18 protein-coding genes are annotated in these 20,713 nt (G+C 54.1%); 10 read left to right on the forward strand and 8 right to left on the reverse strand.

Annotation, left to right across the window (positions count from 1 at the left end; translation table 11 throughout):
- Positions 1-28: 28 nt before the first annotated feature.
- The 5 genes from ABQ298_07325 to ABQ298_07345 all read left to right on the forward strand — a co-directional run bounded on the left by ABQ298_07325 (position 29) and on the right by ABQ298_07345 (position 9,207).
- Positions 29-2,731, forward strand: coding sequence for a twin-arginine translocation signal domain-containing protein (locus ABQ298_07325; GenBank protein ID MEQ9824178.1), 2,703 nt, complete (start codon positions 29-31; stop codon positions 2,729-2,731).
- 57 nt (positions 2,732-2,788) lie between these two features.
- Positions 2,789-5,209, forward strand: coding sequence for a sodium/solute symporter (locus tag ABQ298_07330; GenBank protein MEQ9824179.1), 2,421 nt, complete (start codon positions 2,789-2,791; stop codon positions 5,207-5,209).
- Positions 5,210-5,312: 103 nt separating this feature from the next.
- A complete protein-coding gene (locus ABQ298_07335; GenBank protein ID MEQ9824180.1) occupies positions 5,313-6,536 on the forward strand; it encodes a rhamnogalacturonan acetylesterase in 1,224 nt (407 codons plus the stop codon).
- Between the two features lie 160 nt (positions 6,537-6,696).
- Positions 6,697-7,575: an ABC transporter permease gene (locus ABQ298_07340; protein MEQ9824181.1), complete on the forward strand. Its 879-nt coding sequence runs from the start codon at positions 6,697-6,699 to the stop codon at positions 7,573-7,575.
- A 153-nt stretch (positions 7,576-7,728) separates the two neighbouring features.
- A complete protein-coding gene (locus ABQ298_07345; protein MEQ9824182.1) occupies positions 7,729-9,207 on the forward strand; it encodes an O-antigen ligase family protein in 1,479 nt (492 codons plus the stop codon).
- A gap of 127 nt (positions 9,208-9,334) precedes the next feature.
- Here the strand turns inward: ABQ298_07345 and ABQ298_07350 are convergent, their stop codons facing one another.
- Positions 9,335-10,126 carry a hypothetical protein gene (locus ABQ298_07350; protein ID MEQ9824183.1) on the reverse strand — a complete coding sequence of 264 codons (792 nt, stop codon included), beginning with the start codon at positions 10,124-10,126 and terminating at the stop codon, positions 9,335-9,337.
- Between the two features lie 220 nt (positions 10,127-10,346).
- Between ABQ298_07350 and rpiB the strand changes: the two genes are divergently transcribed.
- The 3 genes from rpiB to ndk all read left to right on the forward strand — a co-directional run bounded on the left by rpiB (position 10,347) and on the right by ndk (position 12,068).
- Positions 10,347-10,814, forward strand: coding sequence for a ribose 5-phosphate isomerase B (rpiB, locus tag ABQ298_07355; protein ID MEQ9824184.1), 468 nt, complete (start codon positions 10,347-10,349; stop codon positions 10,812-10,814).
- Between the two features lie 93 nt (positions 10,815-10,907).
- Entirely contained in the window at positions 10,908-11,507 is a 600-nt protein-coding gene (locus ABQ298_07360; GenBank protein MEQ9824185.1) for an ATP-dependent Clp protease proteolytic subunit, read from the forward strand.
- A 120-nt stretch (positions 11,508-11,627) separates the two neighbouring features.
- Positions 11,628-12,068 carry a nucleoside-diphosphate kinase gene (gene ndk, locus ABQ298_07365; protein ID MEQ9824186.1) on the forward strand — a complete coding sequence of 147 codons (441 nt, stop codon included), beginning with the start codon at positions 11,628-11,630 and terminating at the stop codon, positions 12,066-12,068.
- A 7-nt stretch (positions 12,069-12,075) separates the two neighbouring features.
- On the opposite strand, the gene ispF is transcribed toward ndk, so the two are convergent.
- From ispF to ABQ298_07400, 7 genes are all read right to left on the reverse strand, one after another.
- Positions 12,076-12,564 carry a 2-C-methyl-D-erythritol 2,4-cyclodiphosphate synthase gene (gene ispF, locus ABQ298_07370; GenBank protein ID MEQ9824187.1) on the reverse strand — a complete coding sequence of 163 codons (489 nt, stop codon included), beginning with the start codon at positions 12,562-12,564 and terminating at the stop codon, positions 12,076-12,078.
- Positions 12,565-12,715: 151 nt separating this feature from the next.
- Positions 12,716-13,810 carry a glutamyl-tRNA reductase gene (gene hemA / locus ABQ298_07375; GenBank protein ID MEQ9824188.1) on the reverse strand — a complete coding sequence of 365 codons (1,095 nt, stop codon included), beginning with the start codon at positions 13,808-13,810 and terminating at the stop codon, positions 12,716-12,718.
- Positions 13,807-14,748: a cytochrome c biogenesis protein CcsA gene (gene ccsA, locus ABQ298_07380; protein MEQ9824189.1), complete on the reverse strand. Its 942-nt coding sequence runs from the start codon at positions 14,746-14,748 to the stop codon at positions 13,807-13,809. Before ccsA ends, hemA begins: the two co-directional genes overlap by 4 nt.
- Positions 14,705-15,760, reverse strand: a complete 1,056-nt coding sequence (gene hemH / locus ABQ298_07385) for a ferrochelatase (protein ID MEQ9824190.1) — start codon at positions 15,758-15,760, stop codon at positions 14,705-14,707. Before hemH ends, ccsA begins: the two co-directional genes overlap by 44 nt.
- A gap of 93 nt (positions 15,761-15,853) precedes the next feature.
- Positions 15,854-16,897 carry a uroporphyrinogen decarboxylase gene (gene hemE, locus ABQ298_07390; GenBank protein ID MEQ9824191.1) on the reverse strand — a complete coding sequence of 348 codons (1,044 nt, stop codon included), beginning with the start codon at positions 16,895-16,897 and terminating at the stop codon, positions 15,854-15,856.
- On the reverse strand, positions 16,894-17,850 hold the full coding sequence (gene hemF, locus ABQ298_07395) for an oxygen-dependent coproporphyrinogen oxidase (GenBank protein MEQ9824192.1): 957 nt from the start codon (positions 17,848-17,850) through the stop codon (positions 16,894-16,896). The genes hemE and hemF overlap by 4 nt, the downstream gene beginning before the upstream one ends.
- Positions 17,851-18,227: 377 nt before the next feature.
- The gene (locus ABQ298_07400; GenBank protein ID MEQ9824193.1) at positions 18,228-19,424 is read right to left on the reverse strand and encodes a phosphoribosyltransferase family protein; all 1,197 of its coding nucleotides are present in this window, start codon (positions 19,422-19,424) and stop codon (positions 18,228-18,230) included.
- A gap of 246 nt (positions 19,425-19,670) precedes the next feature.
- Between ABQ298_07400 and ABQ298_07405 the strand changes: the two genes are divergently transcribed.
- Together ABQ298_07405 and ABQ298_07410 are read left to right on the forward strand one after the other, a co-directional pair.
- The gene (locus ABQ298_07405) at positions 19,671-20,240 is read left to right on the forward strand and encodes a GNAT family protein (GenBank protein ID MEQ9824194.1); all 570 of its coding nucleotides are present in this window, start codon (positions 19,671-19,673) and stop codon (positions 20,238-20,240) included.
- Positions 20,241-20,277: 37 nt separating this feature from the next.
- Positions 20,278-20,709, forward strand: a complete 432-nt coding sequence (locus tag ABQ298_07410; GenBank protein ID MEQ9824195.1) for a DUF1801 domain-containing protein — start codon at positions 20,278-20,280, stop codon at positions 20,707-20,709.
- Positions 20,710-20,713 lie beyond the last annotated feature (4 nt).

The raw sequence follows: 20,713 nt of genomic DNA on the forward strand, positions 1-20,713 counted from the left end.
GAGACTCAACCCGAAACTACCCTGAAACATGAAACCGATTTCTCGCCGAGATTTCGTCAAGCACAGTGCATTGGCGACCGCAGCGCTTCAGCTGCCCCGCGTGATGGCGAACACCGCGTCACCATCGACCACACCATCACCTGAGGTCTACGCATCCCAGCAACCCTACACCCTGCGGTGGCTGGAAGGGTCCGTGCCCCAGGTGCAATCAGGAACCACATGGGGGGTGCCCTGGCCCAAAGGCAAACACCCCAAAGACACCACGTTTTCCCTGCATGCCTCTGACGGCACCGCCGTGCCCGTACAAAGTTGGCCCACTGCCTATTGGCCCGATGGTTCCCTCAAATGGACAGGTCATGCCATCCCGGCAGGAGTCGGACAGCACCCACACATGCAGCTGCAGCCTGGAGTTCCCACAAAGCCGGCCTCATCCGTCAGGGTGAAAACACATCCAGACTCCTTTCAGATCGATACCGGAGCTATGCAATGCGTGGTGCCCCGTTCGGGTCAAACCGTGATCGAGTCCATGACCAGCAATGGCACCCTTGTCGCAAGCAATGGACGCCTGCTTGGAAGTCGCCGGGACCAACCCGATGCCAGCGCCGTCGATGAGGCGTTTGAGGGCGTGACAGAATCCGCCGAGCTTGAACAGGACGGACCCATTCGTGCCGTGATCAAGCTCTCCGGTCATCACCAGACATCAAGTGGCAGAAAATGGCTTCCGTTCACCCTTCGGCTTCATTTCTACGCAGGCGGCACCTGCGCGCAAATGACACACAGCTTTGTGTTCGACGGGGATGAGTATCAGGATTTCATCACAAGCCTGGGGGTCAGCTTTGACGTGCCCATGCGAGATGCCTTGCACGACCGACACATCCGCTTCGTGGGTGAAAAGGGCGGCGTTTGGGGTGAAGCCGTTCGCGGGATCACCGGACTTCGCCGCGACCCTGGGGAAGAAGTGCGCAAGGCACAGGTGGCGGGGTTGCCGACCCCACCACTCGAACAGTGGAGTCCACGTGTGACGGATCGCCTGCACTGGGTACCGACCTGGTCAGACCACAGCCTGAGCCAGCTCTCTGCAAATGGATTCTCTCTTCGCAAACGCACAAAAGAAGGCTGCGCCTGGGTTCCGGTAGATCAGGGACACCGCGCTGAGGGAGGCGGATACGTCGGTGGCATTTCCGGCGGGCTTGCATTTGCCATGCGGGATTTCTGGCGCCTGCATCCCACACAACTCGATATCCGGGACGCTGCCAGCGATACCGCCCGGGTTACCCTGTGGATGTGGTCCCCCGAGGCACAGCCCATGGACATCCGCTTCTATCACGACGGCCTCGGTCAGGACACCCATGCAAAACAGCTGGATGCACTGGACATCACCTATGAGGACTATGAGCCTGGCTTTGGAACCCCGCACGGTGTTGCACGCTCCACTGATCTCACGTTCTGGGCACTTCCTGCCACTCCTACCAGAGAAGATCTCGCCGCCATGGTGCAAAATGCAGATCGACCCGCATTGCTCGTGCCCCGTCCGCAGGATTATCTGAATGCCGGAGTCTTTGGTTCACTCTGGAGCCTGCCCGACCGCTCCACTCCTGCCAAAAAACAAATCGAAGACAGATTGGACTGGTCGGTCCAATATTACATCAACCAGGTTGAACAGCGCCATTGGTATGGATTCTGGGACTACGGTGATGTCATGCACACCTACGACCGCGACCGCCATGTGTGGCGCTATGATGTGGGTGGTTATGCCTGGGACAACTCGGAACTCTCACCTGATCTCTGGCTGTGGTATTCCTTCCTTCGCACGGGGGATGCATCGACATTTCGTCTGGCCGAAGCCATGACGCGCCACAATCGGGATGTCGACATTTATCACCTCGGACGATTTGCGGGCTTTGGCACACGTCACAACGTGCAGCATTGGGGATGCTCTGCCAAGCAGCTTCGCATCAGCACTGCTGCATACCGGCGCTTCCACTATTTCCTCACCGTCGACGAGCGCACTGGCGATGTGCTCAATGAAGTGATTGAAGCGGACCGCCAACTGGCCACGCTGAACCCTGTGCGAAAGCTTCCGGGTCAGCCGGAAGTGCCAGCCGAGGTCCGCATGGGTCAGGGCACCGACTTTGGATCGGTTGCCATGAACTGGCTCACCGCCTGGGAACGCACCCACGACGACACCTACCGCCAGTGGCTCGTCAATGCCATGAAGGTGATCGGTTCCCACGAACTCGGCTTTTTTGTTCCCGACTACGGCTTTAACATCGAAACCAAGGAATTCATCCTTGCGAACGATCCAAAACCCAGGGTTTCACACCTCTCCAGTGTCTTCGGCATGGTCGAGGCAAACAAGGAGTTGATGGACCTGCTCGATGTGCCCGAATTCAACCGGGCCTGGCTGGAGTATTGCACGCTTTACAACGCTGGTGCCGAAGCACATCGCGAACGCTTCGGTGCTCCGCTTCGCGGAATCAGTCTGGTCAACGCCCACAGCCGCCTGACCGCCTATGCCGCGAAGCTGAAGAACGACCCAGCTCTTGCAGAGCGGGCACTCAGCGAATTCAGCAATGAATGGGGTGGCCCGCGTCAAATCGAGTCAACGCACATTGATGGTGCCCAGGTGTTGAATCCCGTCGACGAAACTGCGTGGGTTTCCACCAACGATTCCGCGCAGTGGGGTTTGGCGGCAATCCAGAACCTCGCGTTGATTCCCGAAGTCTTTTAACCTGCGGCGGTTCCAATTGATCCCGATCCATCCACTTCCATTTTATCCCGAATTCCTATGAAAACTCACGGAGTCAGATTTTCCATCTTCGTTCTGTTGTTGCAGATCACCAGCCATGCGTTGTTCGCCTCGGACAAGCCTTCCATCGACACGATCCTGGACTACCAGGATTTGCCTGACCTTCCTGTTGCTCTGGAAGGAGCATCCCTCGGTTTGATCGGAGGTTCGCTGATCACTGTGGGTGGGCAACACGACAGCGGTCCCAACACGAACGTGTATGTGCTCACGCCTGATTCCACCGAATGGAAAGTCGCCGGAGAGTGGAGCAAACCTCAGGTCAATGCGGGATACTCCAGTGACGGCAGCCAGTTGATTCTGGGCGGCGGCTTGATCGAGGGGGAAGCCTGCGACGCTGTCACCCGATTCAGCCTCACAGGCACTGAAATCCAGATCAACTCGCTGGCATCCCTTCCCGAACCCATGCCTGCACCCGCAATTCTGATTGAAAAGGGCACCCTCTATCTCGCCAGTGCGTCCAATCAGGGAAATCGCTTTGAACAGCTGTCGTTGGGAGTCCCGGAAGCAAGCTGGCAGAACCTTCCGGATTTCCCCGGTCAAGCTCGTGAAGGTGCGACACTGCTGCGGTCCTTTGACAATCGGCTTTACCTGATCGGTGGCACCCACTCAGGTCAACCCGTGCTCGGCACGCTCGAATACTCCATCAAGGATGGATGGGTGGAAAAGGCACCCATTCTCGACTGGGTAGGCCAGCCCTCCGCAGTTGCTTTTGGGGAGTCCCACCTCTTGGTATTCGGCGCGACCGATCACGACGCCATCCTTGCCTACCACACCATCACCAATCGCTGGATTGAAGTCACGCAGTGGGAAAACGCACCCAAGGGTGAACCCATCGTCACCACAAGTGGAGATCAGGTATGGGTCATTGCGGGAGCCGATGCCCGAAAGATTCTCGTTTCTCCGCTCAAGACCAAATACGGGTGGATCGATCACTCCGTGGTCATTCTCTATCTCGTCGCGATGGTGGGGATCGGAGTTTATTTCACAAACAAGGAAAAAGACACGGCTGACTATTTTCAGGGAGGCAAAAAAATCCCCTGGTGGGCAACTGGCATGAGTCTCTTTGCCACGATGGCCAGCGCGATCAGTCTCATGACCATGCCCGGAAAATCCTATGCAGGGAACTGGGAGTGGTTCATGGTTTCCATCTTTTCTGCCATCACCTTGCCCATTTCGCTGTTCATCCTGGCACCGATCATCCGCAAGCTCAACATCCGCACTTCAAACGAATACCTGGAGTATCGCTTCGGCATCGTCGCTCGCATGCTTGGAAGCATGATTTTTGTGCTCTTCCAAATGCTGGGCCGCATGGCACCCGTCATGCTGCTGCCCTCCATTGCGCTAAATGCGATCACGGGCATTTCCATCGAAATCTGCATCCTTGTCATGGCTGCTGTCACGATCTCCTACACCTTCATGGGGGGACTTTCAGCGGTGATCTGGACCGATACGATCCAGGGATTTATCATGGTAGGCACCATCGCTGCCTGCCTGATCATGGCAATCATCCAACTCAATACCCCCATTGACGAAGCTCTCGGACTGGCACGTGAGGCGGGCAAACTTCGCATGCTCGACTGGAACTGGGACCTCACCTACCCCACAATCTGGCTCTTTTTCATTGGCACACTCTTCACCACACTCAACAACATTGGTGACCAGAATTTCGTTCAGCGCGTGCAGTGCACTTCCTCCCTTCGCGAGACCCAGAAGGCAGTGGGTCTGCAGATGTCCGTTGCGGTTCCCATCAATTTCCTGTTATTCGCCGTCGGAACCGCCCTGTTCCTTTACTACCAGAAGCATCCGGAACAGCTGAATCCCTCCATGAAATCTGACGGTGTTTACCCCTTCTTCGCCGCCCAACACCTTCCAATCGGAGTTTCGGGACTGGTCGTTGCCGCATTGCTTGCCGCCACCATGTCCACGATCTCGAGTGCCATTTGCTCAGTTGCCAACCTCGGAGTGGACGATTTCTATCGCCGCTTCTCCAAGACCGCCACCGAGACTTCATCGGTATTGGTCGGACGCCTTCTCACTCTGGTCATTGGATTGTTTGGAACCGGTGCGGCCCTCTTTCTGGCCAACGCAGATATGCCATCGGTGTGGGATCTTGCACTCTTCCTGACCAATCTGGTTTCCAATGGTCTGGTCGGTATGTTTGCCCTGGGTTTAATCACGCGAAGGGCAAATCAGCTCGGAACCATCATCGGCGTGATCACGGGAATGACCGTAGTGTTCCTGATTCAGAAGAACACCGCCGTCAACTTCTGGCTCTTCATGCCCATCGGCTCCACGGTCACCTTCATCGTCGGTTATCTGGTCAGTCTCGCCATCCCCGCAAAAGCTCGCAACATTCAGGGACTCACGATCTATACCATCAACCAACCTCGCCAACCCTGATTGTCCAGCCATGCAATGCTTTCTGGTTTTCGCGACAACTCTGGCGACGCTCTCCGGAGCTACCGCCGCAGAATCCTGGAACTTTTCATTCGGAACAGAACCCATGGCACAAGCGACGCATGTGTCACCGGCAACGGAATTCGACCCGCAGCTCGGCCATGGATTCCTTCACTTTCCGGCGGAAGCTGCGCGCCAACTCTCCGCAACTGGCGATGCGATTCGGCCAGGACTGAAAAGCCGTGAGCCTTACGTCTTCGCGATTCAAACCGGAGAAGGGCGCTTTCGGGTAAGCGCCCGATTCGAAGGTCCCAGCGAGCAAGCGGGAATCACCATCAAAGCAGAATCGCGCCGGCTGATGGTTCACGAACCCGACCTGCATCTTGACAGTGAACAAACCCGGGAACTTCGTTTTGTCACCGATGTTCGCACACCCACGCTCGATCAGGGAGGAAAAGTGCAGCTCAATTCCAGAGAAGAAGGCGTCTGGCATTGGGATGACTTACTGCAGATCGAGATTCACAGCGATACCGTGCTGCACTCACTTACCGTTGAGCGCGTCGATGACCTGCCTGTGCTCTTTCTGATGGGAGATTCAACCGTGACCGACCAAACCACCGAACCCTGGACCGGGTGGGGCCAGATGCTACCGGTATTTTTCAAACCGACACTGGTGATCGCAAATCATGCCGAATCGGGCGAAACCCTGCGACAGTTCCGCGCGCAACGGCGGCTTGAAAAAATCATGGACACGCTCAAGCCCGGGGATTTTGTCATGCTGCAATTCGGCCACAATGACATGAAAGAAAGCGGCGAGGGCATCGGTCCCATGCAGTCCTATGCCGATGATTTGCGATACTTTGTCAAACACCTGAGAGGACGTGGAGCGCAGCCCCTGCTCGTGACTTCCATGAAACGTCGTCGATTTGACGAACAAGGCAGGCAGTATGCCACCCTCGGAGACTACCCGCTCGCCGTGCGAAAGGTGGCCGCAGAGTTGGCAATACCGTTGATTGACCTCAATCTCATGAGCGGTGTGCTCTTTGCCGCGCTGGGTCCGGAGGGTTCCAAACAAGCGTTTGTGCACTACCCTGCGGGTTCATTTCCTGGTCAGGATGAAGCCCTGCGGGATGACAGTCACTTCAGTCCCTACGGTGGATATGCGTTGGCGAACTGTGTTGTTGAAGCGATCAAAATCGCCTGTCCGGAACTGGCTCAACACCTTCGTAAAGACCTGAAACTCTACGACCCGGCTTCACCCACAAAACCGGACTCCCTGCACATCCCCGCCAGTCCACGTGCGTCCGTCCAGGCTCCGGAGGGCAGCTGAACTTTCAGAATCTTGCTACGTTCTGCAGCCCCAGCATGGAACGTCCGCCTGCAACCCGCCATGCACGCTTCGCCAGCTCGATTTGCGATTTGACCTCTGCGCCTGCAGACCCCAAATACATAGGTTTGCAATGCCTCAGATATCACAACCCACGCTTTGGATGCAGATAGAACAAGAGATGGACAAGCGACAGGCCCGACCCGGGAGATTCTGGGTTAATCTGAATCCGCTGGTGATCCTGAACACCCTTCACCGAAACCGTGGATTGCTGCGCCAGTTCACCGCTCGCATTTTCCACGAGCGCCACAAGGGTTCCCTGCTGGGTGTGTTCTGGGCGGTATTGCTCCCAATCCTGATGATGGGACTCTACACACTGGTTTTCGGGTTCATTTTCGGAAGTTCCTACGGTGTCATCCCCAATGAAAACAAGACAGATTTTGGTCTCGGAATCTTTCTCAGTCTTACCCTCTTTGGTCTCGTATCCGAGTCCTTTGCACTGTCTCCGACCATCATTCTCAACAACCCGAACTTTGTTCGCAAAGTAGTATTCCCGCTGGAAGTGCTACCTGTTGCCCACCTCGGATCGTCCCTCATCAATTTTCTCATCAGTATCCTTCTCTTCCTGATCGGATTGACCTTCATCGGACGTGGACTGAGCATTCATGCCCTGTGGTTCCCCCTTATCATCGCACCGCTGGTCCTTCTCTCCCTCGGGATCTACTGGACTTTTTCCGCACTGGGGGTGTTTCTGCGCGATCTCAACCAGATCATGGTATTCGTCACTCAGGCGATGCTCTATTCTTCCGCCATCTTCTATTCCACTACCAAAATTGAAGGCACCAACCTGGAATTCCTGCTCCCGATTCTCAATTTGAATCCCATCGTGCATGCCGTCGAACTCAGTCGGGATGTGATGCTGTGGCACCTGCCCATGCAACTTTCGGATCTTGGTTTTCTCTACGGACTCAGCCTCGTGGTATTCTGTGCTGGATTTGCGTTTTTCCAGTCCCTCAAACCTGCTTTCTCAGACGTAATTTGAGCATCCTGCGGTCGTTTGTGACCCTGTGAATGTCACTGGTTTTTATCTGTTGAGCCATTCCAGATGCAAGTCATCCGGAGCTTGCAAACAACCCCTGCTTTCGCCATGAAAAGGAATCCCATGTCATCCCGGAAGTCAGGATTCTCCAGACGCATGAGCAGCCGCAAGGTGAGCCAGCCCCTGGTTCCCAAGGAAAAGGTGCTCATTGCCCTCGTCTGCCTGCAACTTGCCCTTGCGATCTGGTCCATGGCGCTGACCCATCTCTGGTCAGAGTTGCTCTTTGCCGCGCTCTCCGTTGCAGGATTCATGATCTGCCTGATTCCACAGCAGCGCGACCTGCGCTGGCAGGACCCCGCGCAAACAACTTCCGCTGCCTGGAAGCGACTGCGTCGTTTTCCACTGTTCTGGTCGGGCATTCTGCTCCTGCTCTACATTGCAATCCAAGGCCTCAACCCCGCCTACGGATATGAAGAAAACCCAGAGACCTGGCGCTCCTTCCCCATCGATCACCTCTCCTGGTTACCCTCTTCCATCGCCAGTCCATTCCACAAACTCAACCCCTGGCGCATGATGCTCATGCTGGGGGCAGCATGGCTCTTTCTCTGTTATTCCTGGACTGGATTACAGCGTCGCCGATCCCTTGCATTTGTGCTCTGGTTTCTGTTTTTCAATGCTTTGGCGTTCTGTGTACTGGTGATCGTGCAAAAACAGACTGGTGCCTCCGGCATCTACTGGAATTTCGAAGTCTACCCCAATTTTTTCGGAACCGTTCCTTACAAAAACCGGGGAGCCGCATTGCTCTACCTGATGATGGGTTGCTCCATGGCCCTGTATTTTTATCAGGTCCGCATCATGCGTGAGCGACTGCTTCGCTCTGGCCCTCACCTGATCGTGCTGCTGGGCATCCTCGTCCAATACGCTACACTATGGTCTTCGTTCTCCCGGGGTGGACTCGCAGTCGCCACGGCCATGCTCTTTGCCTTTTTCCTGATGATCCTGCGCACGAGCTTCGAAGAAGGCGACTCGCCCATCCTCAAGTTCCTGAGCATTCCCATCTGTGCACTGCTCATCGTGCTGGCAGCGACTGCAGTACCGCGCCTGCCTGATTTTGAGGGAACCCTTCAGCGATTCGAAAGCGAGAAGCTGGAAAAGGAAGTCACCACTCTCGACTTCAATGGTCGTCTCATTCCAACGCAAATCACCTGGGAAATGATTCAATACAAACCCTGGTTCGGCTGGGGTGCAGGCAGCTGGCGCTTTGTCTTCCCCTATTATCAACTCAACTATCCGGAGATCCTCAATGACGGAAAAATCGTCAGAATCTGGCATGACGCCCACAACGACTGGGCACAGTATGTGAGTGAACTCGGCATTGTTGGAACCCCATTTTTGCTATTTTTTATCCTTTGGCCGGTGATGTTTCTCAGCCGAAACATCCGACAAAGCCGCTGCACCCACATCATGCTCGCCATCACCCTGCTTGGGGGTTTTGTCCATGCCCTGATCGAGCTGCTCTTTCAGAACCTGAGCATCCTTTGCCTGAGTGCGACGGTCATCATGCTTCTGCTCAAACTGCCCTACTCCCGCAGAAGCCGCGAACACACAAATCGGCTCCCAGGTAGCATCACTTGAATACAACTCACCTCAACAACCGGGTCCGAAAGAGATTGCGTCAACTGCTGTGTTTTGAAACCAGTGAGGCCTGCGACTGATCGCAGGCCTCGCTATTAAAAATCAATTTGCAAACGCTGTTTGCCAATCAACCACCAAACAGGTCGCCCAGTCCGGGAATTTTCATCGACTGTGCTTCCCCCTTGATCTTGGATACGGCACCCTTTTTACCATGATCGAGCAACAGGGACGATGTGGTCGTCGTCTTGCCGTCCATCGTGCTCGTTGACTCCGCCTTGACGATGGCAAATGGCACATCATCGCTCAACCACTGCTTGGCGGTGCTATCCACCCGGATGGTTTTGAAAATCACACTCATCTCAACTGAACCACTGCCTTCGACCACTCTCGATTTAAACTTACCGGCAGGAGTCTCTACCCGTTCGGTACCGGTTTCATCAAAGTTGTAGTCAATCTCCATGCCCAGGGACTTCATCATCGCATTGCCGATCATTCCTCCTTCTTCGATCTTGATCGGGTCCGCATCGCCCTGCTGCATGATGATCTCCTTGCCCATTGCACGCAGATTATTGATGATGTCCTCAGGATTTCCCTTGAGCGTGGACTTCTCCATCAGAATCTTCAGAAGGATCGGTTCTCCAGTGGCCTTTCCTTTTTTGCCCTTGTTGTAGCGGAAAGTGTTCATCTCCATCTCGACCCACACGTGGTCCACCCCCTCGCGCTTTTCCTCACCAACCATGGAAGTGCGAACCTCCATGAGCTGCTCCTTTCCTTTGGCATCGCGGCTGATTTCCTGGCGCAACTGCCAGCTGCCCACAGGAGTGGATTTTGTGAGATCGTAGGATGCGGCATGAGCACTGCTCACTGTGACTGCCATCATCACCCAAAGGGTCACCATACATTGGATCGTATTTTTCATAGAAGTTTTCGATAGATTTGATTTGAGAGTATTGACGGTATTGGAAAACCGACGTTCTGCAACGCCAGACCGTATTTGAGAATGGGTGCGACGTGGATTCACGCAGTGCTATTCAAACTTTTCCAAAACCTGACGATGTGCATCTTTTCCCAATCGATTCATTGACTCACCAGCAATCCTGCGCATACAGGAAAGCTTTGTACCCAACTCTGCACCAACCATGAAAATCGCTCTGGGAACTGACCATGCTGGCTATGAACTCAAGGAATGCATCAAAGCATACCTGATTGAACTGGGACACGAAGTCGAAGACTACGGAACTCATACCCCGGAATCCTGCCACTACCCGACATTTGTTCAATACGCGGCCAAGGCTGTCGCCGCTGGCATCTGCGACGCAGGCGTCGTTTTTGGAGGAAGTGGCAACGGAGAGACCATCGCCGCCAACAAGGTGAAAGGGATCCGTTGCGCACTCTGCTGGACCGAAGAAACCGGGCGCCTGGCCAAAGAGCACAACAATGCCAATGTGATTTCATTGGGAGGTCGGGTTGTCTCCCAACCCAACGCAAAGGCAGCCGTCAAGGCCTGGCTCGATTCCAGCTTTGAAGGTGGGCGCCACCTCACGCGGATTTCCATGCTGGAAGAGGATCTCGCCCCACCCCCTGGACTTCCTGCAATCCAGCTATAATTCACTGCTCAGTCCATTGCACAATTTACCAGTTGCCTGTTGACACTCCTGCCAGTGCGACACACGTTCAACCTTTGGAAAAGTGAAATGACCATGACACGTTACGAATCAGAATCGGACACAAACACCGATAAAGGGACCAAACTTCCCAGCGTCGAAATTCAGAAAAAGTTCCTTGAGAATCGCAAAATTTTCCTCTGGGGCGAAGTCTCGGACAAATCGGCCAAGGACCTCACCGAAAAGCTCATGTACCTCGAGCTTGAGGCTCCCGGTAAACCCATTCAGTTTTATCTCAACTCCCCCGGTGGTTCCATCACGGCAGGCATGGCGATCTATGACACCATGCAGTTGATCACTTCTCCCATCAGCGTAATTGTAACAGGCATGGCTGCCAGCATGGGTTCCATCCTGCTCTGTGGCGCTCCCAAGGGTTCCCGCTACGTGTATCCCAACGCAAGGGTCATGATTCACCAGCCCTTGATCGCCGGTCGCATGGTGGGACCTGCAGCGGATATTCACATCCAGGCCATTGAAATGGAGCGGTTGCGGGATGAACTCAACCAGATCCTTGCCAAGGCAACCGGGCAGTCTCTGGAAAAGATTCAGAAAGACACAGATCGCGATTTTTACATGACGGCCACTGAAGCAGTGGCATACGGCATCGCGGATAAGGTTGTCGACTCCTTCATCTAGGAGTCCCACTTCCATCTTCTTCGCATCATTGCACTGGCACGGGTTCATGCGGGCAGTCGAATTTGCTGTTGCAAATCCGCGTGAATGCGTTTCCCTGAGCCACTTTCTCAAATCATCACAATGGAAAGAACCTTCATTATTCTTAAACCGGACTGCATGGAGCAGCGCAATGTCGGCGACATTGTCTCCCGCTTCGAAGCAAACGGATTCGAAATCGTCGCGGCAAAAATGACGCAACTCGATCCCCACCTGCTGGAGATCCACTACGCGCATATTGTGGACAAGCCCTTCTATCCCGAGGTCGTGAAGTTCATGACCGAGCGTCCGGTGCTGCTGCTGGTGCTCGAAGCAACCGATGCCATCCATCGCGCCCGCGAACTGATTGGCCCGACCAACCCCGAACACGCTCTCAAAAGCACCATTCGCGGTGGGTTTGGTACCTGCACCATGCGCAACGTGATCCATGCATCGGACTCAAGAGAGGCGGCCAGACTGGAGATCGCACGCTTCTTTGCGGAGACCGAAATTTTCCACATCGAGAAGCCCGAAGCCGTCATATGACGCTTCATCAGCGCTGAGCTTCTTCCATCGGCACAAGCAGGCAAACTGCATGGGCTGCAATGGCCAGCCCTTTCCCGATGTCACCGACCTGCTCGTTGGTGGTGGCCTTGACACCAACGCAGCCGGGTTCTACCCCAAGCGAATGCGCAAGCGTCGCTTTCATCTGTTGCATGTACGGTTGCAGCTTGGGCCGTTCTGCGATCAACATCGAATCCACATTTGCCAAACGATACCCCTTTGATGCCGCTTCGGCCACAGCCTTCTTAAGGATGCGCTGAGAATCCATACCGCGAAGCGACGGATCCGTCGGAGGAAAATACGTCCCAATATCCGGCAGGCCCATGGCACCCAGGATCGCGTCAGCGATCGCATGGGAAAGACAGTCCGCATCCGAGTGTCCCTCCAGTCCCACCGGACCGGGAATCCGTACCCCGCCCAGCACCAATTCCCGTTCCTCACAGGTTCGGTGAATATCATAACCGATTCCAACGCGCATGCCTTCCCAGCATGTTCATCGAACTCACGCAATCAACGCTCATTTTTGAGCTGATCTTCCCTCAGTAGAAAAACTGCCGCATTCTCTTGGCCTTGGCTGTTCACACTGGATCAATCCACGCCTGCCAACCTCGAAACAAGTTCCCGAATGCTCAGCCACTGCGCTCCCGCAACTTGCGCATCTGCTGCCGTCTCACCACCTCCAGCCAGGTGGACCAGGCTCGCGCGGAGAGTGCCCGCTTGCATGCATCAATCTCCTGACTGCGCGATTCCAGGTTTTCGTTTGCGATGCTTGAAACATCGTCGAGATTGTAGAGGAACACCTGCGAAATCTTGCCAACCGATGGTTCGATGTCACGCGGCATCGCAAGGTCAATCATGAACAGGGGACGAAACGAACGTCTCCGCATCACTTGTTTCATGGTTTCACGACTCAACAACACCTGAGGAGAGGCTGTGCTGCTCACCACGATGTCAAACTCGGGCAGGCGTTCCACCAATCCTTCCATCGCAAAAACCGCCCCCTTCATCTCAGTTGCAAGCAGTTGGGCATGCGCCAACGTCCGACTCGTAAACGTCAGGGAACGGGCCGCCCGACTCCTCAGTGCCTGGGCCGTCAGTCGCCCCACTTCGCCAGATCCGATCACCAGGACTTTACAGGAGGACAGTTCGCCAAAAATACGGGTTGCGAGGTCAACCGTGATGTTTCCGATACTGACCTGCCCCCGGCCAATCTGAGTATGGGTTCGTGCCCACTTGGCTGCCTGAAAGGCCTTGTTGAAGATTCGGTGCATGACCAAATCCACATGGTTCGCCTCATCTGCATCTCCATACGCAGCTTTGACTTGCCCAAGAATCTCTGTCTCTCCCACCATCTGGGAATCCACACCCGCACTCACTTCAAACAAGTGCTGAATCATGCGACTCTCCCGATACTCATTCACCAAATGGTGCAACTCTGCATCTGAAACCGGAAAAGCATCGCAAATGCACTTCCACACCTGATCCACTACTCCCTCTCGCAGAGCAACCCCATAGACTTCCCAACGGTTGCAGGTATCGAGCACAACATGTGAACACAAGCCCGGAATCCGCTGCAAAGCATCGAGCAACTCCCGTCGTTCGTCAGTATCCAGCTTCAACTGTTCACGAAGGTGCAAGTCCGCCTGGTGGTGGCTGAATGAGAAGGCGAACAAGGCAGGCGTGCGTTTCCCCCTCGTGCCGATGCTGCTCACAGATACGGTCATTTCGGGTTGCTGTGGTTGGATGGTGCCTCCACGGGCAAATCCGCGTCATGGCGTGCCCGATCTACAGGAACCAGTGCCAACAATGCCACGGCAAAGGCGATGATCGATGCACGCGAAAAATTGGCGGAAACCAGACGTTTGCACAAATAAAGTCCGAGAATCACCACATATACGATCCAGACCAATACGGTTGCACCCAGTTTGTAGACCGGGATCGCACCATATCCGTGAAAAATGCTGAACGACCCCATGAACAGGGACACACTCAGTACAAACACTCCGGTCGCAAGGGTACCAACTTGTAGTTTTTCCAGCTTCAACAAGGGTGGCAACACGGAGAAAAACAAGCCCATGCGTCGTCGAGCCAAGCCCTGAAACTGTAAGAGATACATCAGGGCAAAGAGTGCCTGTACCGCAAATATCCCATAGCTGAACACTGCCAGGGAGGCATGGAATCCCACCACGTGACTCTGATCGGTGTGGTTTACCTGGTAGTCATAATTCAGATCGGGAAACAACTGAATCGTTGCAAGCGTCACGGTTGCCAATCCTGCGGTAAAAAAGCCGAAATAGTTCACCCTGAAAAACAAACTGATCAGGATGAAAAAAAAGAGACTCGACCAGACCATCATGCTGACGATCTCGTATGGATTGCCAATAGGACAGGCATGAATGCTTCGTCCGCGCATCACCAGAAAGAGGGTGATCGACAGAAATCCAAGTCCCAACAGTGGCAGCGAAATGCGGCGACTCAGGTATTGTTTGCGACGAATGTAAACCCAATGCAGGACAAAGGTGGCCGCAAAACACAGCAAGGCAATCAGGTGGTAGCCCATCGTTTCAGTCAGGTTCTTTCCATTCCATCCAGAAGCAAGGATACTACAGGGGAAAACGTCAACGAACTTCAGCGATGAGGGGTTGTCGAAGAGGTTCGGCATCCACAAATCGCTGCACCAGTGATGCACTGTAGTCGATCCATCGCGGATTCAGGTTGAGACAGGGAATCTGTTCAAACGCAGTGCCACCCGCTTCCAGAAACAATTCCTTGCCCTCTTCGGAAATCTCTTCGAGGGTTTCCAGGCAGTCCGTCACAAACGCCGGACACATCACCAGAAGCTTCTGGATTCCCTTTTCCGGGAGGGATTCTAGCGTGTGGTCGGTGTAGGGTTGCAGCCAGGGGTCCTTGCCCAGTCGGGATTGGAATGACACTCCATACTTCCCTTCTGGAATCCCTGCCCGCTCGACAAAAGCACGCACGGTCGCCAGGCACTGGTGGCGGTAGCAAGTCGCATGCGCCGGATGATCGCGCTCACAGCATCCTTCCTTGAACAGACAGTGACTGTGGGAGGGGTCCCCTTTCACAAGGTGGCGCTCAGGAATCCCATGAAACGAGAACAAGACATAGTCATGCTGCTTGGCGAGGTACGGCTGGGCCTGATCCATCAGGCATTCAATGTACTCGGGGTCCTGATAGAACGGATTCACCACCTGATACTGGATTTGCGGTGCCTTGGCCTTCAGGCAATCCGTCGCACAGACCAGCGCCGACTCGTAACTCGACATCGCATAATGGGGGTAGAGCGGAAAAATCAGGACTTCTTCGATTCCATCCCGAATCATCGCGTCCACCTGGCTTTCCGTGCTCGGATTTCCGTAGCGCATACCAAGGTATACCGGAATCGACAGTTTTTCGCGAAGTTGCTCCGCATACTGCTCACTGACGACGATGAGCGGTGATCCCTGCTCAGTCCAAATGCTTTCATATGCCTGTGCTGAGTTCTTAGGACGGGTGGGGAGGATGAACAGATTCACCACAATCCACCGGATCAGGTCCGGAGCATCCAGCACGCGTGGATCCATCAGAAACTCCCTGAGATACTTTCGAACATCGGAAACCGAGGTCGAATCCGGCGAACCCAGATTTAACAGCAAAACTCCTTTTTTCGGCATAGTCATTCCTCCCACATATACTGTTGAGCCAGCCTTGCATTTCAAGCGCTGGCTCTCCTCTTCTTCCAAGCTTTTTCAGGGAAACACTCTGAACTACCCTGATACAGGACCCCGGACCGCATCCACAGCCTCCAGCATTGATTCCACAGATTCGATGCGTGCATGCGGTAATATTCCGTGTCCCAGATTGAAAATATGTCCGGGAATCGGACCCGCAGGATCGAGCAACTCCCGCGTCGCACGCCGCACCACTTCAGGAGTCATCGACAAAAGCAAGGGATCCAGATTGCCCTGAATCGCATGGGTGCGCCCTTCCTGATTCACAAAATCGCCAAGTTTCAGGGAACTGTCCAGACTCAGAACCCGGGCGCCGGTGCGAATCCACGCTTCCCGATGCGCACCCATTCCTTTTGAAAACAGGATGAACGGAACGGACTGCCCCACTTCGTCAATGATACGGCGAATCCATTTCAATGACCAGGATTCATAGCAAATTCCCGGGCATGCACTGCCCCAGGAATCAAAAATCTGGATCGCCTGCACCCCACTCTGCTGCATGCGGCGAAAGTAGCGAATCAGTGCCGAGGTGATCAGTTCCAGTAGTTGCTCCAGCAAATCCGGACGCTCAAACCCCATCGCCTTGATGTTTGCAAACTCTTTGGAGGATCCACCCTCGACCATGTAGGTAGCCAGCGTCCACGGAGAACCTCCAAACCCAAACAGTGCTTTTTCGTCCCCCAATTCCATTCGAATCTGCGCAAGTGCCTGGAAAACGTATGCGAGGCGCTCCTCAATGGCACCATCGTCAAGGCGGGAGAGGTCACGATCCGAGCGAAAACTCCAATCCATGGAAATGCCCCCGGATTCCCGAAAATCGTAGTCCATGCCCATCGCTTCCGGAATCACCAGGATGTCGCTGAACAGGATGGCAGCATCAATCTGAGGAAATCGGCGCAGGGGTTGCAGAGTAACCTCAGTCGCAAGATCCGGAGTCTGTACCATGGTACGGAAATCAGATTTGCTCTTCAACGCCCGATACTCCGGCAGATAGCGACCCGCCTGCCGCATGAACCATACCGGAGTACGGTCGACAGGCTTCAATTCCAAAGCATTCTGAATTCGTTGATATCCGTTCATGTGAGTTGCGATTCATCGCCAGTGTTATCTACCGCAAGGTTGGCCCAGTCCCGTGGAACCAGAAACTCCGATTCCAATCTTGCCTCCGGTGAGTCGGGTGCGTCGCTCCAGCCATAGTCAAAGCGAACCAGTGGCGGGAGCGACATCAAAATGGATTCCACTCTGCCACCGGACTGCAATCCAAAAAGGGTTCCACGATCATACACGAGGTTAAACTCCACGTAGCGGCCACGCCGATAGAGCTGGAACGCCCGCTCCTGCTCCCCATAGGGTTCCTGCTGTCGAGCCTCGACGATGGGAGCATAGGCATCGATGAAAGAACCTCCCAAGTCCCTGACGAAGGCAAATACCTGCTCAAATTCGGGTTGGTTCAGGTCATCAAAAAAGACGCCACCAATGCCGCGGGCAATGCCGCGGTGTTTGATGTGGAAATAATCATCACAACTCTTTTTAAGTTGTTCATAAAACGCACGACCATAGTGCTGGTCGCAAACCGCCCGGGCAACCTGATGCCAATGCACACAATCTGCCACACGCGGGTAGTAGGGTGTGAGGTCATAACCGCCGCCAAACCACCAAACCGGCTCTCCCGTAACGGCGTCCCGTGTGCGAAAATACCGCACATTCATGTGAGAGGTCGGCACATGAGGTGAGCATGGATGAGCCACCAGCGAAACTCCCATCGCCAAAAAAGCTTGCCCGGCGATGTGCTGCCGTCGTGCGGAGGCCGAGGGGGGAAGGCATTCCCCTGTTACCTTGGAAAAACCAATTCCAAACTTCTCGAACACATCACCTCCCTGCAGCACGCACGTCAGCCCACCTCCACCCGCCTCTCGCTTCCACGCATCCTGTTGGAACTTCACCGTTCCTTTCTCAAATGCTTCAAACCGACTCACGATCTCCTGTTGCAGAGAACGAAAGAATCCTTCAACCCGCTCCTCCCGTTCTGACAACACGCCTTGCAATGCACTGCCTTCCTTCATCTGAGTTCACCATCCCGTCATCGCATCCGCATTGCAACCCGAACTCGCACAGAGCATTCGAAATTCTGCATTTTCATTAGAAAATCAAACCCAAAAAAGATATCAAATAAGCGAAATTAATACACCCCAAAAAGTGTGCCATTTTGAGCTTTGTTACCGCACTTTGACTTGTGAATTTTGGATTTGTGACTCTAGTAATTCTTAAGACCGTAATTGAGGTTGGAGGAATAACTGGTTAATCCAGTTAAAAGATAGGAATGAGAGGCCCGATTTGAGGAAGTCGGGCCTCGTTTTATGTACTGAAAAGCGAACTTTTCCGACTCTCCAGATCCCGGATCGACCCAGCTTCAACGCAGGGTGCGAAGCTGTTCACTCAACCAGATCTTGTGCGTCCATCGCACGTTTTTCGAAGACATGTCGATCGCGTAAAAACTGTTGTCCCGCTGGTCGCATTCAATGTCCAGAATTCGCCCGAGGTTGAGCGCCAGCCATTTTTCAATCTTGAGGACGACCATTTTTTTGCGCAAGCGCCCCTGCACATCTCGATTGAGAATCGTCGGGATGGTATTGGTGGTCAAAATTTCGTCGATCGCAGTACTCGCCATTTTCGCGCGACCTTCATCGCTGGCATAAAAATGAGTCAGCGCAAAAACCGTCTTTCCCGGATTAATATCCTTGAGCAACTGACAGGCCCTCACAACCGTCGAACCCGTTCGAACCATGTCGTCAAACAGCACCACATCATGCCCGCCAAGCTCTTCAAACGTCGATTCGCTCTCTGGGTGCAGTTTGATCTCTACGCTGCGTTCTCCCGTACGCTCCTTATCGAGCAGGATGAACTTCGCCTTCGGCAATCCCATGCGCCGGAAAATCTCTCTCACAAATTCCCTTGCCCCCTTGTCCGGTGCGCAAAATGCCAGCCCTTCGCCTTCCGGACCAAAGTTCACGATATCGGAGTTCAGGATGTAGTCCACATAGACATCGTAGGGGATGAGGTTATAAAAACCTCCTTCAAACACCTCGGAAAATACCGTTTCCACCGAGTGGGAGTGATTGTGAACCGTCAGCACTTTGTCCACGCCCGACAGTTTCAGCATCTGCGCATAGAGGCGAGCTGTGAAGGGTTGACCGTCAAACTTTTTATAATCGTAAAGATCACGCTTGAAGTCCGTTGTACCGTGTTCTTCACGCGGTCCTCGATCCTGTGCACTGTAATAAAGGTCCGGCTCCACGAGCACCACTTCTGCGGCACCGTTTTCCTTCGCCGCCCGTGCGATGAAAAAATTGCGCATGGCCAGACTCTGACGGCTGCGCGTCAGGCTGCTCGTGCTGACTACAATCACGGTCTTTCCTTTCAGCTTGCTGCCGATATGATTGAAGTCCAGTTCATCGGAAATGAATCGCGGACAGAACTCGGTGTTCGCAAAGTTTTTCAAACTGATGAGATCCGCGATATCCTCCCGCTGCCCAAGCGAGTGTGCGACATCAATCGCAAATGGGTCGTCCGAAGAGTTGCCGACTACAATACAATTCCGTTTATCCACGCGTGTTCCAATCCGGTTCTGGTTGAATGTTGAGCCACTGCAGTTTGCCTTCTCCAGCAGCAAGCCACTGTATTCTGCAGGTTCCCCAATTTCGAGCAACTATGAAGTGCGGATTCCAGCGAAAGCAACTTCAATCTCGATTCTGGGCAGACATCGGGTTTTTCCTCATTTTGAAGCATGCTTAGCGGAATTTGTCCGGCGATTTTGCGGTTTGCACTCGAATGGGCTTTTCCTTCAAATGGTGCAATGGACTCAGGATCTCCCCCTTTGCTCGAAGGTAAACGCACTCGTCTTCGTGCCTATCATCGCACCGATCTTAACGCCGCAGTGCAGTTCCTGAATCAGCACGAAGTTCGCTCGCTGCTCGAACCCGGAATCCTGTTCCCCCTGCGCATGGAGGACGAAGAACAGTGGTATCAGTCGTTCAGTGCCATCAGTGAAGGGGTTTACCACTTTGCCATCGAACGCATCGACACCGGAGAATACATCGGTGGATGTGGTATCAACCAGGTCTCCCAGAAGTCCAGGGTCGCAACTCTCGGCATCTTCCTGGGCGCCATGCACCAAAATCAGGGATTCGGATCGGAAGCGATGCAACTGCTCATCGACTTCTGCTTCCTTGAGATGAATCTTAACAAGGTAAAACTCAGGGTATATGCCTTCAATCAGCGCGCCATCCACTGCTACCAGCGCCTGGGATTCCAAACGGAAGGCGTACAACGTCAGGAGATTTTCCGAAACGGCACCTATCATGATGAATGGCTGATGGCCCTGCTGCGCACGGAGTGGAAGTCGCAGCGCGGCAAATCGCATTGATCCTTGGGACTTACTCCCATTCCATTTTCAGACCCTCATGACGCTCAGTGACACCGAGATTCAACTCTACTTTCGCGATGTTCACCCTGTCGTCTTTGCTGTGATGCTCGAAATCCGGGAACACCTTCTCAGTGTGCTGCCCGACCCTCAGGAGCAACTGCGCTGGAGTGCCATCGCCTTCGACAAACCACATGCAAAGGCGAGTGTGAAGGACAACATCTGCTACCTCCGCCCGCGCAGCAAATGTGTCGAAATCGGTTTTGGACTCGGCGTTTTTCTAAAAGACCCCGCCCGACTGCTGCGGGGTAACGGGCGATACAAGCGCTTCATTCCCATCACCACCATGAAAGCATATCCCGGGGAGGTCATCCGGGATCTTGTCTTGCAATCCAGTGCATTTGATGGAAATCGCGTCCTGTACAAGTTGCTTCCCAACGACGACTACCAAGCCTTGCGCCACGGCATCTGAAGTG

The sequence above is a fragment of the Puniceicoccaceae bacterium genome, from assembly GCA_040224245.1.
Taxonomy (GTDB): Bacteria; Verrucomicrobiota; Verrucomicrobiia; order Opitutales; family JAFGAQ01; genus JAKSBQ01.